Annotated in this window: 12 protein-coding genes; 8 read left to right on the forward strand and 4 right to left on the reverse strand. The window is 71.5% G+C overall.

Annotated elements, in window-relative coordinates; translation table 11 throughout:
* Positions 1-55: 55 nt before the first annotated feature.
* Together ACWDS7_RS06450 and ACWDS7_RS06455 are read right to left on the reverse strand one after the other, a co-directional pair.
* Positions 56-712: a response regulator gene (locus tag ACWDS7_RS06450; protein ID WP_451928389.1), complete on the reverse strand. Its 657-nt coding sequence runs from the start codon at positions 710-712 to the stop codon at positions 56-58.
* Positions 709-2,001 carry a sensor histidine kinase gene (locus tag ACWDS7_RS06455; RefSeq protein WP_451928390.1) on the reverse strand — a complete coding sequence of 431 codons (1,293 nt, stop codon included), beginning with the start codon at positions 1,999-2,001 and terminating at the stop codon, positions 709-711. Before ACWDS7_RS06455 ends, ACWDS7_RS06450 begins: the two co-directional genes overlap by 4 nt.
* A gap of 211 nt (positions 2,002-2,212) precedes the next feature.
* Here ACWDS7_RS06455 and lon point away from each other — a divergent pair, with 211 nt between their 5' ends.
* The 7 genes from lon (at position 2,213) to ACWDS7_RS06490 (ending at position 9,763) form a co-directional block, all read left to right on the forward strand.
* Positions 2,213-4,582: an endopeptidase La gene (gene lon / locus ACWDS7_RS06460; protein WP_451928391.1), complete on the forward strand. Its 2,370-nt coding sequence runs from the start codon at positions 2,213-2,215 to the stop codon at positions 4,580-4,582.
* Positions 4,583-4,706: 124 nt separating this feature from the next.
* Positions 4,707-4,850: a hypothetical protein gene (locus ACWDS7_RS06465; protein ID WP_451928392.1), complete on the forward strand. Its 144-nt coding sequence runs from the start codon at positions 4,707-4,709 to the stop codon at positions 4,848-4,850.
* A gap of 309 nt (positions 4,851-5,159) precedes the next feature.
* Complete coding sequence (locus tag ACWDS7_RS06470; RefSeq protein WP_451928393.1) at positions 5,160-6,122, forward strand: methionine ABC transporter ATP-binding protein; 963 nt, start codon at positions 5,160-5,162, stop codon at positions 6,120-6,122.
* Positions 6,123-6,177: 55 nt separating this feature from the next.
* A complete protein-coding gene (locus ACWDS7_RS06475) occupies positions 6,178-6,834 on the forward strand; it encodes a methionine ABC transporter permease (RefSeq protein WP_306858195.1) in 657 nt (218 codons plus the stop codon).
* Between the two features lie 70 nt (positions 6,835-6,904).
* Positions 6,905-7,744 carry a MetQ/NlpA family ABC transporter substrate-binding protein gene (locus ACWDS7_RS06480; protein WP_451928394.1) on the forward strand — a complete coding sequence of 280 codons (840 nt, stop codon included), beginning with the start codon at positions 6,905-6,907 and terminating at the stop codon, positions 7,742-7,744.
* Between the two features lie 93 nt (positions 7,745-7,837).
* Positions 7,838-9,373 (forward strand): acyl-CoA synthetase, encoded by a 1,536-nt coding sequence (locus ACWDS7_RS06485; protein WP_451928395.1) that lies wholly within the window; start codon positions 7,838-7,840, stop codon positions 9,371-9,373.
* A 225-nt stretch (positions 9,374-9,598) separates the two neighbouring features.
* Complete coding sequence (locus tag ACWDS7_RS06490) at positions 9,599-9,763, forward strand: hypothetical protein (protein ID WP_451928396.1); 165 nt, start codon at positions 9,599-9,601, stop codon at positions 9,761-9,763.
* Positions 9,764-9,807: 44 nt separating this feature from the next.
* Here ACWDS7_RS06490 and ACWDS7_RS06495 read toward each other — a convergent pair whose 3' ends face one another.
* A complete protein-coding gene (locus tag ACWDS7_RS06495) occupies positions 9,808-10,284 on the reverse strand; it encodes an iron chaperone (protein ID WP_451928397.1) in 477 nt (158 codons plus the stop codon).
* Positions 10,285-10,444: 160 nt separating this feature from the next.
* Entirely contained in the window at positions 10,445-10,900 is a 456-nt protein-coding gene (locus ACWDS7_RS06500; protein ID WP_451928398.1) for a carboxymuconolactone decarboxylase family protein, read from the reverse strand.
* Positions 10,901-11,097: 197 nt separating this feature from the next.
* On the opposite strand from ACWDS7_RS06500, the gene ACWDS7_RS06505 reads away from it, so the two are divergent.
* A complete protein-coding gene (locus tag ACWDS7_RS06505; protein ID WP_451928399.1) occupies positions 11,098-13,587 on the forward strand; it encodes a tetratricopeptide repeat protein in 2,490 nt (829 codons plus the stop codon).
* Positions 13,588-13,986: the final 399 nt, after the last annotated feature.

A 13,986-nucleotide genomic window follows, 5' to 3' on the forward strand; every position in this document is an offset into this window, starting at 1 on the left:
CACGCACCCCCGTCAAGCTGATGACGACACCTTGTCATTAAACCGCTCCGGCTCCTCACCCGCCCGGACGGACCAGGCCCGTCTCGTAGGCGTGGACGATCGCCTGGGCCCGGTCGCGCAGGTTCAGCTTCGCCAGGATCCGGCCCACGTGGGTCTTGACGGTCTGCTCCGACAGCACGAGCTGCTCGGCGATCTCCTGGTTGGAGCGGCCCTGCGCGATGAGGGTGAGCACCTCGGTCTCGCGCTCGGTGATGTCGTCCAGCCGGCCGCGCGGGCGGCGCGGCCCGACCCGCGCGAACTCCGCGATCAGCCGCCTGGTCACCGAGGGCGCCAGCAGCGCCTCCCCGGCCGCGACCACCCGGACCGCCTCGGCGAGCTGCTGCGCCGAGGCGTCCTTGAGCAGGAACCCGCTGGCCCCGGCCCGCAGCGCCTCGTAGACGTAGTCGTCGAGGTCGAACGTCGTCAGGATCAGGATCCTGGGCGAGAAGCCGTCCCCGTCCAGGATGGCCCGCGTCGCGGCCAGCCCGTCCATGACCGGCATCCGCACGTCCATCAGCACCACGTCCGGCCGGAGCCCGGCCACCCGGTCCACCGCCTCGCGGCCGTCGGCCGCCTCGCCCACCACCTCGATGTCCGGCTGGGAGTCCAGGAAGACGGTGAGGCCGGTCCTGACCATGCTCTGGTCGTCGGCGATGAGCACCCGGATCGTCATGTGTTCTCCATGATCGGCAGAATGGCGGTGACCGCGAAGCCCGTCCCCACGGGCCCGGCCCACAGCCTCCCACCCAACATGGACGCCCGTTCCCGCATGCCGATCAGCCCGTGCCCCGGCTGCCCCTGTCCGCCCGCCTGTCCCGGCCCGTCGGGGGGATGGCGTCCGGCGTCGTTGGTCACATTGACGTGCAGTTCGTCGCCGGCCCGGTTGATCCTCATGGAGACGGCCGAGCCCGGCGCGTGCCGCATGGCGTTGCTCAGCGACTCCTGCGCGATCCGGTAGGCGGACAGGCTCACCGCCGTGGGCAGCCCGGTCAGGTCGCCGCCCAGGCTGAGCGTCACGGTGAGCCCGGTCGAGCGCGCGGTGCCGACGAGCTCCTCCAGGCGGCCGAGGCCCGGCTGCGGCGCGGTGTCGGTGCGCCCGTCCTCGTCCCTGAGCACGCCCAGCACCCGGCGCATCTCGGTCATGGCCGCGAGTGAGAGCACGCGGATCTCCCGCAGCCCCTCCTCCAGGCGTCCGGCGTCCCCGGCCGCCTGCAGCGGTACGGCCTCCGCCTGGATGGCGATCACCGACATGTGGTGGGCGACGACGTCGTGCAGTTCCCGCGCGATCCTGGCCCGTTCCTCCAGCGCGGCCTGCGCCGCCAGGGCCCGTTCGCTGCGCCGTTCCTCCTCGGCCAGGCGCCCGGCGGCCAGCCGCCGGGCACGCACGTTGTAGCCGAAGAGCGCGGTGACGCTCAGCAGGATCGCGGCTATGACGAGGTCGTCCCGGCTGGTGGACGAGAGCGCCACGCAGAGCATGGAGACGATCCACACGCCCAGGGTCGTCTCCCGACCGCAGCGGACCGCGACGGAGTAGACGACCAGGAGATAGGCGACGATCCCGACGATCGACACGGGATTGCCGGTCAGGGCGTCCATGATCGGGGCGGTGGTGAGCATGCCCACCGCGCTGATCCGCCATGCGGCGAGCGGCCAGTGCTCGCGTAACAGCAGGGGGAGAGCGAGGGCCGCGGCGGCGCAGTAGAGCCGCCAGTCGGGGGAGGGAGTGGGGAGCCTCCCGTTGCCGTCCAGGAGCATGGACAGACCCCCGCCGTAGGTGAACCAGGCGATCAGCAGGTTGGCCAGCACGACCAGGTCGACGGTCCGGAACGGCAGCAGTCCCAGGAACCTGGGGATCGGTATCCCCAGGCGGCGGGAGCGGGGGAACGGAGGGCCGGCGCGACCGCTGACCACCGCCAGGGTCAGCGGCCGGGTGAGCCGTACGAGACCGGCGGGCAGATTCACCCGGCCAGCCTAGACAGCCGCGGTCCGGCCCGCGTCACACCGGGGAGGGACCCTCCGCCTCACCCCTGGGAGGTACGGCAGGCCCGGCGGAGGCGGTCGTCGAGCAGGGAAATTACACAATTACGATCGCTCACAGCGAACACGCTCAACCTCGGGAACATTTCAAGGCTCCCATTAATTGAGTCGATGTAACTCAACCTTTGGAGTTCGCATGAGTGAGAGCTTGATCCTCCCGGTTCTTCCGCTCGACGACCAGGTCGTGCTGCCGGGCATGGTGGTTCCGCTGGACCTGTCGGAGAACGAGATCCGGGCCGCGATCGACGCGGCTCAGGCTCTCGACGACAACAAGCCAGAGGTGCTGCTCGTTCCACGCATCGACGGGCGATACGGTTCCGTGGGCGTCCGTGCCGTCGTCGAGCAGGTGGGCCGGCTGCCCGGGGGCGAGCCCGCGGCGGTGGTGCGCGGCGTCGACCGCGTCCGCGTGGGCTCCGGCACGACCGGCCCCGGCGCCGCCCTCTGGGTGCAGGCCACCTTGATCGAGGCCGTCCGGGCGGGCGAGCGCGCCGAGGAGCTGGCCAAGGAGTACAAGGCGCTGGCCACCACCATCCTGCAGAAGCGGGGCGCGTGGCAGGTCGTCGACGCGGTCAACCAGATGGACGACCCGTCGATCCTCGCCGACAACTCCGGATACGCCCCCTGGCTGAGCACCCCGCGCAAGGCCGAGATCCTTGAGACCCCCGACCCCGCCGACCGGCTGGAGAAGCTGGTCGAGTGGTCACGCGAGCACCTGGCGGAGCTCGACGTGGCCGAGACGATCCGCAAGGACGTCCAGGAGGGCATGGAGAAGCAGCAGCGGGAGTTCCTGCTCCGCCAGCAGCTCGCCGCGGTCCGCAAGGAGCTGTCGGAGCTCAACGGCTCCTCCCCGGAGACCGAGGAGGAGGACTACCGCGCCCGCGTCGAGGCGGCCGACCTGCCCGAGAAGGTGCGCGAGGCCGCGCTCAAGGAGGTCGACAAGCTGGAGCGGACCTCCGACCAGTCTCCCGAGACCGGCTGGATCCGCACCTGGCTCGACACCGTCCTCGACATCCCGTGGAACGAGCGGACCGAGGACTCCTACGACATCGCCGCGGCCCGCGCCGTCCTCGACGCCGACCACACCGGCCTCGACGACGTCAAGGACCGCATCATCGAATACCTCGCCGTCCGCGGGCGCCGGGCCGAGAAGGGCCTCGGCGTGGTCGGCGGGCGCCGCAGCGGCGCCGTGCTCGCGCTGGCCGGCCCTCCCGGAGTCGGCAAGACCTCGCTGGGTGAGTCCGTCGCCCGCGCGATGGGCCGCAAGTTCGTCCGCGTCGCCCTCGGCGGCGTCCGCGACGAGGCCGAGATCCGCGGCCACCGGCGCACCTACGTCGGCGCCCAGTCCGGCCGGATCGTCCGGGCCATCCGCGAGGCCGGTTCGATGAACCCGGTCGTGCTGCTCGACGAGGTCGACAAGGTCGGCTCCGACTACCGGGGCGACCCGACGGCCGCGCTGCTGGAGGTGCTCGACCCGGCGCAGAACCACACCTTCCGCGACCACTACCTGGAGGTCGAGCTCGACCTCAGCGACGTGCTGTTCCTGGCGACCGCCAACGTGCTGGAGTCCATCCCCGGCCCGCTGCTGGACCGCATGGAGATCGTCACGCTCGACGGCTACACCGAGGACGAGAAGGTCGCCATCGCCCGCGACCACCTGCTCCCGCGCCAGCTCGACAAGGCCGGCCTCACCGCCGAGGACGTCACCGTCGAGGAAGACGCGCTGCGCAGGCTGGCGGGCGAATACACCCGGGAGGCCGGGGTCCGGTCCCTGGAGCGCTCGATCGCCAGGATCCTGCGCAAGGTGACCGCCAACGTCGCGCTCGGCGAGGGCGAGCTGCCCGTGACGGTGGGAGACCTGGTCCCCTACCTCGGCCGCCCGCGCCACGTGCCGGAGTCCTCACTGCCGGAGTCCCGTCAGCGTACGGCGGTGCCGGGCGTGGCGACCGGCCTCGCGGTCACCGGCGCCGGCGGCGACGTCCTCTACGTGGAGGCGTCGCTGGCCGACCCGGAGACCGGCGACACCGGCCTGACCCTGACCGGCCAGCTCGGCGACGTCATGAAGGAGTCGGCCAGGATCGCCCTGTCCTACCTGCGCTCGCGCGGCGCGGAGCTGGAGCTGCCGGTGGCCTCCCTCAAGGACCGCTCGGTGCACATCCACTTCCCCGCGGGCGCGGTCCCCAAGGACGGCCCGTCCGCCGGCGTCACCCTGACCACGGCCCTGGCCTCGCTGCTGTCGGGCCGTACGGTCAGGAACGACGTGGCCATGACCGGTGAGATCTCCCTCACCGGCCGGGTGCTGCCGATCGGCGGGGTCAAGCAGAAGCTGCTGGCCGCCCACCGGGCGGGCATCACCACCGTGCTGATCCCGGCCCGCAACGAGCCCGACCTGGACGACGTCCCCGAGGCCGTCCGCAACGAGCTCACCATCCACACGGTGAGCGACGTGCGGGAGGTCCTGGAGATCGCGCTCACCCCGGCCAAGGTCGCCGAGCACGCCGCGGCCTGACCCGCCGTCCGCACGGCCCGTCCTCTCCGGAGGGCGGGCCCGTGCTCTTTCCGGAGGGCCTTGTCCGGAGGGCGGGTCCCGGGCCTCCGGAGGTCTTCTCCTCCCACGGGAGCCGGCGGACTCCGTGGCGGACATCGCCGCGCCGCTGCCGCTGTACGTGATCTGCGAGCTGCTCGGCGCGCCGGCCGAGACGCGCCCGCCGGGACCGGCCGCGGCGGTCCCGGCGCGGCGTGATCGAGGTCACATGACCTACCGGGAATCGAGGTAAGCAGGGCCGCGTTGACGCACACGTGAACGTGGCGCATCGTGAACACATGACCCCGCAGGGCCGGGTCGTGTGTCGTGGCATGCGCATGTGTCAGGCCTCTCCCATGCGGGCCATGCGCCGCATGTGCCTCATGCGCTGAAAGCCCGCACTCGCCCGTTCCCTCTACGAAGGCCCTGAGAACCATGACCTGCCCCGCGGACGGCCTCGTCCTGCGCCGTCTGAGCCATCTCCCCTTCCACCCCGGCACGCGCTAGCTCTTCCCCCGCTCTGAGGTCTTTCGACGATCCGTCCTGATGGTGGGGAACAGTTGTGATTGATGTGTCAGGCCTGCGTAAGGTCTATCGAGATCGGGGCCGTGAGGTGGTCGCCATCGACGGCGTCGACCTCCACGTCCGCGAGGGGGAGGTCTTCGGCGTGCTCGGGCAGAGCGGCGCCGGCAAGAGCACCCTGCTGCGCTGCGTGAACCTCCTGGAACGGCCCACCGAGGGCACCGTCACCGTGGCCGGGCAGGAACTGACCACGCTGGGGCAGGCCGAGCTGCGCAGGGCCCGGCAGCGGATCGGGATGATCCACCAGCATTTCGCGCTGCTGTCCTCCCGCACCGTCGCCGGGAACGTGGCCTTCCCGCTTGAGGTCATGGGGGTCGGGCAGGCCGAACGGGCCAGGCGGGTCGCCGAGCTGCTGGAGCTGGTCGGGCTGGCGGACAAGGCCAAGGCGCACCCCGCGCAGCTGTCCGGCGGGCAGAAGCAGCGGGTCGGCATCGCCCGCGCGCTGGCCGGCAGCCCCTCGGTGCTGCTGTCGGACGAGGCCACCTCGGCGCTCGACCCGGCCACCACGCAGTCGATCCTGGCCCTGCTCAGGAGCCTGAACCGGGAGCTCGGCCTGACCATCCTGCTGATCACCCACGAGATGAACGTCGTCAAGTCGATCTGCGACTCGGCCGCCATCATGCGCAACGGCCTGATCGAGGAGTCCGGGGCCATCCCGGAGCTGATCGCCAGGCCCGGGTCCCGGCTCACCGCGGAGCTGTTCCCCCTCCCCGCGCCGGACCCCGGCACCGTCACGATCACCTTCACCGGGCAGGCCGACGAGCCCGTGGTGTCGGAGGTGGTCCGCAAGTTCGACGTGGACGTCAACATCCTCGGCGGGGCGCTGGAGGAGGTGGCCGGCGTCTCCGCCGGACGCCTGCGCGTGCGCCTCACCGGTGACGAGCGTGACGCCGCCCTCGCCTATCTGTCCGGGCGCGGCCTGCTGGTGGAGGAGAGCCGGTGAGCGGGCGAGTGAGCGGACACGGTGGCAAGAGGCTGCGGCCGACGGAGGATGACGTATGACGTGGGACGAGATGGCTCCCCTGCTGTGGGAGTCGACCTGGCAGACCGCCCAGATGGTCCTGTGGTCCACGCTGTTCACCGTGCTGATCGGGCTGCCGCTCGGTGTGGCGCTGATCGTCACCGACCGCGAGGGCCTGTTCCCGTCCTGGACGCTGAACCGGGTGCTCGGGCTCGTGGTCAACATCGGCCGCTCGCTGCCGTTCATCGTCCTGATGATCGCGGTGATCCCGCTGACCAGGCTGATCGTGGGGACGACCATCGGCACCGTCGCCTCGGTGGTCCCCCTCACCCTCGGCGCCGCGCCGTTCTTCGCCCGGCTGGTGGAGACCGCGCTGCGTGAGGTCGGCCGGGACAAGGTGCAGGCGGCCCAGGCCATGGGGGCCGGCGGGGCCACCATCGTCGGCAAGGTCCTGCTGCCCGAGGCGATGGCCGGCCTGGTCGCGGGGCTCACCGTGACCGTGGTCGCGCTGATCTCCTACTCGGCCATGGCCGGGGCGATCGGCGGCGGCGGGCTGGGCGACCTGGCCATCCGCTACGGCTACCAGCGCTTCGAGACCACGCTGATGGTGGTCACCGTCGTCGTGCTGATCGTCATCGTCCAGCTCGCGCAGACCCTGGGCGACACCGTCGCCCGCCGTCTCGCCCGGCACTGACCCCTTCCTCTTCCCCGGGCCCCGCCACGAGCGGTGGCCCGTGGTCTCCCATGCCCAAAAGGAGTGCATCATGCGTAAGTTCCCTGCGATCGCGTCCGCGATCGTCGCCCTGGCCGTCGCGCTGACGGCCTGCGGCTCGACCGAGCCCACCACCGCCGCGGGCGCCGCGGGCAAGGAGTCGGCGTCGGAGGTGCTCAAGGTCGGCGCGAGCCCCGTCCCGCACGCGCAGATCCTGAAGTTCGTCAAGGACAAGCTCGCCGCCAAGGAGGGCCTGAACCTGGAGATCGTCGAGTTCACCGACTACGTCCAGCCGAACGTGCAGCTCAACGACGGCCAGCTCGACGCCAACTACTTCCAGCACAGGCCCTACCTGGACGACTTCAACGCCTCCAAGGGCACCAAGCTGAGCCTCGTCCAGCCGGTCCACCTGGAGCCGCTGGGCCTCTACTCCAAGAAGGTCACCGACGTGGCCGGGCTGGCTGCGGGCGCGACCGTCGCTGTGCCCAACGACGCCACCAACCTGGGGCGGGCGCTGAAGCTGCTCGCCGACAACGGCCTGATCACCCTCAAGGAGGGGGTCGGCACCGCGGCCACCGAGCGCGACGTGACCGGCAACCCCAAGAACCTCACGTTCCAGCCGCTGGAGGCCGCCCAGCTCCCCCGCTCGCTGGAGGACGTGGACGCGGCCGTCATCAACGGCAACTACGCGCTGGAGGCCGGTCTCAAGCCGGCCGAGAACGCGCTGGTGCTGGAGAAGGCGGAGGGCAACCCCTACGCCAACGGCCTGGTCGTGGCCGCCGGCGACGAGCAGGACCCGCGCGTGGCGAAGCTGGCCAAGCTGCTCGCCGGCCCCGAGGTGAAGCAGTTCATCGAGCAGACCTACAAGGGGGCCGTTACCCCCGCCGCCTGAGGCCGGTCACCGGGCCGTGGCCCCCGCGCCGCCGGGAGCCACGGCCCCGTCACGCCTTCTCACCGAACATTGAACCGAGTAACGTTCGGTTTCATGCACCCGGGAGCCATCGCCGCAGTCTCGCCGGACAAGCCCGCTGTGATCATGGCGGACTCCGGACGGGTCGTGACCTTCCGCGAGCTGGATGAGGAGTCCAACCGGCTCGCCCACCTCCTCCGCGCCACCGGGCTCCGGCCCGGCGACCACGTGGCCTTCATGCTGGAGAACCATCCGCTGTTCCTGGCCGTCGCCTGGGCCGCGCACCGCTCGGGCCTGTACTACACGGCCATCAGCTCGCGGCTGACGCCCGACGAGCTCGCCTACATCGTGGACAACTGCGGGGCGCGGGTGTTCGTCTCCTCAGCCAAGCTGGCGGAGGTCGCCACCTCGATCACCGCCGCGACGCCGAAGGTCGAGCTCAGACTCATGCTGGACGGCGTCGCCCCCGGCTTCGCCTCCTACGAGGAGGCGGTGGCCTCCCAGCCCGCCACGCCCGTCGAGGACGAGTGCCAGGGCATGGACATGCTCTACTCCTCCGGCACGACCGGCCGGCCCAAGGGCGTCAAACCCACCCTGTCCAAGGCTCCGCTGGACACGCCGGGAGCGCTGCTGCAGCTCATCCAGTTCCTGTTCGCGCCGTCGGCCGACAGCGTCTACCTCTCCCCGGCGCCGCTGTACCACGCCGCCCCGCTGCGCTACTGCATGAGCTTCCAGCGCCTGGGCGCGACGCTCGTGGTGATGGAGAGGTTCGACCCCGAGCAGGCGCTCGTGCTGATCGACAAGTACGGTGTCACGCACTCGCAGTGGGTGCCGACCATGTTCATCAAGATGCTCAAGCTGCCGGAGGCGACCCGGGCGCGGTATGACCTCTCGTCGCTGAGGTGCGCGATCCACGCCGCCGCGCCCTGCCCGGTCCCGGTCAAGGAGCGGATGATCGAATGGTGGGGGCCGATCGTCCACGAATACTACGCGGGGACCGAGGGCAACGGTTTCCTCTACGTCGGCCCGGACGACTGGCTCAAGCACAGGGGCACGGTCGGCCGTCCGCTGCTCGGCGTGGTGCACATCTGCGACGAGGACGGCAACGAGCTGCCGCCGCGTGAGCACGGCACGGTCTACTTCTCCGACGGTCCGCGCTTCGTCTACCACGGGGACGAGGAGAAGACGAGATCCGCACAGGACCCGCTGGGCCGGGGCTGGACCACTCTCGGCGACATCGGCTACCTCGACGAGGAGGGCTTCCTCTACCTCACCGACCGCCGCTCATACATGATCATCTCTGGCGGGGTGAACATCTATCCGCAGGAGGCCGAGAACGTCCTGTCCATGCATCCGAAGGTGGCGGATGTGGCGGTCTTCGGCGTCCCGGACGAGGAGATGGGCGAGCAGGTCAAGGCCGTCGTCCAGCCGAGCTCCATGGACCTGGCCGGCCCTGGGCTGGAGGCAGAGCTGATCGGTTACTGCCGCTCCCGGCTCGCGCCCTACAAGTGCCCCAAGTCCGTCGACTTCCGTGAGGAACTGCCCCGCCACCCCACGGGAAAGCTCTACAAGCGCCTCCTGCGCGACGAATACTGGCCCGCCGTCCCCTGAGCCCCCGGCCCCTTCCCGCCGGGCGGGAGGGGGGCGGTGCCGGGCGAGGCGGGCGGGCCTGGCGGGGCCCGCGGGACACGTCGCGACGGCGGAGAGCCGGCCACCGGGAGACCGGTCCGCGAAACATGGTTCCGGATCCGTCTGTCAGGGCAGGTGGTGCCGGACGGGAGGTGCTCCGCCCGTCGCGGATCGGTGTCGTCGATCGCCCACCGGAGGGATCTCGGTATGACGCAACCCCAGCCACCCATGTGCAGGACGTGCGGAGCGATGGTGGAACACCCCGGGCGTCACCGTGAATGGCACGAAGCCCTCCAGCGCCTGCTCCCCGGCCTGGAGGCCGAGCTGGAGACCGTACAGGGCGGCGAGGCCGACCACGGCTTCACGTTCTAGACGGGGTAGGTCCGGGACGACGGCGGGAGGGGCGGGTGGAGTCCTCAGCCCGCCGCCTGCCTCACGAGTGCGCCGATCCGCGCCTCGACGTCGGCGGTCAACTCCGTCAGGGCGAAGGCGGTCGGCCACATGGCGCCCTCGTCGAGGCTCGCCGCGTCGTTGAAGCCGAGCGTCGCGTACCTCGCCTTGAACTTCTGCGCGCTCTGGAAGAAGCAGAGCACCTTGCCGTCCTTGGCGTAGGCGGGCATCCCGTACCAGAGCTTCGGCGCCAGGGCCGGCGCGGCGGCCCTGATGACCTCGTGCAGCCGCTCGGCGATGACCCGGTCCGCCTCCGTCATCTCGGCGATCTTCGCGAGCACGTCGCGCTCCCCGTCCGCCGCGGCCGCGCGCGGACCGCGACGCGCGGCCGTCTTCAGCTCCTGGGCGTGCTCCTTCATCGCGGCCCGCTCGTCGTCGGTGAACCCGTCGAAGTTCTTGCCGGCGGCGGTGGTGCGGTCGGTGGCCTTCTGCGGTCCGTTCATGATGGGAATCTCCTTGTGTACGACTCTTGGTGGGAGGACTGTCTTGCCGGAGCGGACGCCGTGGCCGCGGCCTCTGCGGCTCCGCTGAGAGATCTCGCGGTGATGAGGCGGGCGGTCCCGGGCCACGGGTCCGTGCACGCTGCCCGGGGACCGGCACACCCTATCCCCACGCGCCGGCGATCTGCCGGGTGGTGGCGTTGAGCCGGTTGAACATGTTGGTGACGCCGATCATCAGGACGATCGCGGCCAGCTGCTTCTCGTCGAAGTAGGTGGCGGCGGTGTCCCAGACCTCGTCGTTCACCGCGTCGGCGCGGTCGGCCAGCCGGGTGGCGGCCTCGGCCAGCGCGAGCGCCGCCCGCTCGGCGTCGGTGAAGTACGGGGTCTCCCGCCAGACGGCGACGGTGGCCAGCCGCTCGTCGCTCACTCCGGCCTTACGGGCCGTCTTGGCGCCGCCGTCGACACAGGCGCTGCAACCGTTGATCTGACTGACCCGCAGGTGCACCAGCTCCAGCGTCTGCCCCTCCACCCCACCGGAGTGCACGGCCTTGAAGATCTCCTGGATGGGCTGCATCGCGCCGGGCAGGATGACGGCGGGGTTCTGCATACGAGACTGCATCGGGTTTCTCCTCTTTCAGGTCTTTCGGGCTTTCAGGTCGGCGCCCCGTTCCCTCGGCGGCGTGACTCCATGACAGCCGAAGGAGAGTTGCCATGACGACGGCCATGGGACACTCTGGGACAGCTGAAACGGTCCTGGCCAGCGGCGACCGCCCCCAGGAAGTTTCCGCCGACGTGGGACAGGGAGACAGGGGAACGGTGGCTGTGGAACAGCGGGCGGCGAAGGCCGACCCGAAGGAAGAGCTGGCCGCCCGCCTGCGCCTGCTCCAGGAGCTGTCGGAGCGCGGCGTACGGGCCCTGGCCCGGGACGCGGGCCTCAGCTCGTCGTCGCTGTCGCGCTACCTCAGCGGCCAGACGGTGCCGCCCTGGCCCGCGGTGATCGCGCTCTGCCGCCTCCTCAAGCGCGACCCCCGCCCGCTGCGCCCCCTGTGGGAAAGCGCCTCGAACCCCCTGCCGGCACCTCCGAAGACCAGCCGCCAGGTCCAGCCCCCGTCGCCGCCCGCCGGGGCTCCGCGCCAGCCCCGCAACGATCTGCCGCGCGACGTGCCCGACTTCACCGGACGCGGAGCCCAGCTCGCCGCCGTGCTCGCCAACGTGGACAGCAGCCGGGTGGTCGCCGTCGACGGCATGGCGGGCGTCGGCAAGACCTGCCTGGCGGTGCACGCCGCGCACCGGCTCGCCGCCGACTACCCCGACGCCCAGCTCTATGTGGACCTGCACGGGTTCACCGCCGGGCGGGAACCGCTCGGTCCCGACCCCGCGCTGCGGGCCCTGCTCGCCGCCCTCGACGTCCCTTCGGAGAAGATCCCGCAGGAGGGCGGCATCGAGCCGCTGGCCGCCTGCTGGCGGTCGGAACTGGCCCACCGGCGGGCCGTCGTGGTCCTCGACAACGCCGCCGACGCCGACCAGGTCCGCCCGCTGCTGCCCGGCGCCGGCCCCTCCGTCTTCCTGATCACCAGCCGCAACCGGCTGCTGGGCCTGGAGGAGGTGCCCCCGGTGTCGCTGGACGTGCTGACCCCGCAGGAGAGCGCCGAACTGCTGGCCCGCGCCAGCGGCGATCCCGGCGGACCCGACAGCCGGCTGGCCCGCGACCCGGAGTCCGCCGCCGAGGTGCTGCGGCTGTGCGGCCATCTGCCGCTGGCCCTGCGGCTGGCCGCGGCCCGGCTGCGGCACCGGCCGGGCTGGACCGTGGGCATCCTCGTCGAGCGGATGGCGGAGGGCGCCACCGAGTTCGACACGGCGTTCGCCATGTCCGTGCGGCAGCTGGACCGGGCCCAGCGCCGCTTCTTCCGGCTGCTGGGCCTGCTGCCCGGCTCGACCTTCGACGAATACGTGGTGGCCGCACTGGCAGAGCTGCCGCTGCGCAGCGTCCGGACGATGCTGGAGGACCTGCTCGACGCGCACCTGGTCCAGCAGCCGGCGGCCGGCCGCTACCGGCTGCACGACCTGGTGCGCCAGCACGCGCGCCGGGCCGCCGACGAGCAGGACTCACCGGCGGAGCTGGAGCAGGCGCTGGGCCGGGTGTTCGACTACTACGTGCACGCGGCGTCGGCGGCCGACGCCGCGATGTCGTACCTGTCCCCCAGCCGGGCGGTCTCCGCGGGCCGCCCCCCGGCCGAGCTGCCGCAGTTCACCGGCAAGCACGCGGCCCTCTACTGGTTCGTCACGGAATACACCAACCTGATGGCCGTCTTCGAGGCGGCGGTCGCGGCCGGAGCCGACCTGCACGTGTGCGAGCTGCCGCGCTTCATGCGGGCGTTCTTCGCGCGGCGCTGCGGCACGACGCACCTCAACGTCCTGTTCGAGCGGTCGCTGGTCGCCGCGCAGCGCCTGGACGATCCGCTGCAACTGGCCGAGGCGCACAGCGACCTGGGCTTCGCCCGCTACAACGCGGGCCGGATGGCGGAGGCGGGTGCCGCGTACGAGGCGGCGGCACCGCTGATGTCCCAGGTCGGGGACACCAGGTCGGAAGCCGAACTGACCATGCGCCGCGGCTACCTGCGGTGGGACGAGGGCCGCGTCGAGGAGCCGCTCGAGCTCTTCCGGCTGGCGGGCAGACTGTACGCGGCCGCCGACTGCCCGATGGGCGCGGCCCACGCGACCGCGTACGAGGCCTGGGCGATGCTGCAGCTGGGACACCGCGAGGACGCGGCGCGGCTGGCCCGCGAGGCACTGGCCATCCCGCACACCGACCCCGCATGGCCCCCCACGCTGACGGCCCGGATCACCCTCGGTGTGGCCATCGCCCAGGACGAACCCGGCGAGGCGATGGAGCACCTGGAGCAGGCGCTGGCGCTGTCCCGCGAGGACGGGCACAAGCACAACGAGGCGTGGTGCCTCAACTGTCTGGGCGTCGCGCTGCGGCAGATGGGCCGCTACGAAGAGGCGCTCGCCAGTCACCGGCAGGCGTTCGCCCTGCTGGACGAGCTGTTCGAGGAGCACTGGAAGATCCATTTCCTCAACGGCTACGCCGAGACCTGCCGGCTGGCGGGCCTGCCCGAGGAGGCCGTGCGACTGCACCGGCAGGCGCTGGAGCTGGCCCCGAGGCTGGGATACCGATACGCCGAGGCGCTGGCCCACGAGGGAATCGCCGCCGTCCTCGACGAGACGGACCCGCCCGCGGCCGCCGAGCACCGCGCGGCCGGGCAGGCCGTCCTGCAGGAGCTCGCCGGCACCGGGAGGAGCTGAGCGGGGCCGAGTGCCGGCTGAGTGCACTGCTGCACCTCGCCTGTCCTGCTCTGTGCAGAGGAGCCCTTTCCCGTTGCGCACTCTCGGGTGTCGTGGGAAAGTTGGCCGCGCCTCGCAGCACATACACACAGCAAAGGATTGAAGCCAATGGTCTCGGCGTCCCTCAGCGGCCGCCGTTGGCAGTGATCGGTCTGCTCTCCTGGCAGCACCGGACACCATCGACGCCACGCCCGTCTCCTCACGGCGGCCCCACGTGCGGTGCCTGATACACCGCCCCCATTTCCCTGTCCGGGGAGGGCTCTGGCCCAACACCGGGTCTGACAAGCATGCGCGGCTCACCGATCCGCCCCGCGCGGCGGGAGCGCGCTCCACCATGTCATCTACGTGAGGTCAACTCAT

This window comes from Streptosporangium sp. NPDC003464, assembly GCF_053588315.1.

Excerpts from the sequence above, each read along its gene's own strand:
- ACWDS7_RS06500 (WP_451928398.1), bottom strand. The coding sequence starts at position 10,900 with ATGCAGTCTCGTATGCAGAACCCCGCCGTCATCCTGCCCGGCGCGATG.
- ACWDS7_RS06490 (WP_451928396.1), top strand. The coding sequence starts at position 9,599 with ATGACGCAACCCCAGCCACCCATGTGCAGGACGTGCGGAGCGATGGTG.
- ACWDS7_RS06450 (WP_451928389.1), bottom strand. The coding sequence starts at position 712 with ATGACGATCCGGGTGCTCATCGCCGACGACCAGAGCATGGTCAGGACC.
- lon (WP_451928391.1), top strand. The coding sequence starts at position 2,213 with ATGAGTGAGAGCTTGATCCTCCCGGTTCTTCCGCTCGACGACCAGGTC.
- ACWDS7_RS06485 (WP_451928395.1), top strand. The coding sequence starts at position 7,838 with ATGCACCCGGGAGCCATCGCCGCAGTCTCGCCGGACAAGCCCGCTGTG.
- ACWDS7_RS06475 (WP_306858195.1), top strand. The coding sequence starts at position 6,178 with ATGACGTGGGACGAGATGGCTCCCCTGCTGTGGGAGTCGACCTGGCAG.
- ACWDS7_RS06495 (WP_451928397.1), bottom strand. The coding sequence starts at position 10,284 with ATGAACGGACCGCAGAAGGCCACCGACCGCACCACCGCCGCCGGCAAG.
- ACWDS7_RS06480 (WP_451928394.1), top strand. The coding sequence starts at position 6,905 with ATGCGTAAGTTCCCTGCGATCGCGTCCGCGATCGTCGCCCTGGCCGTC.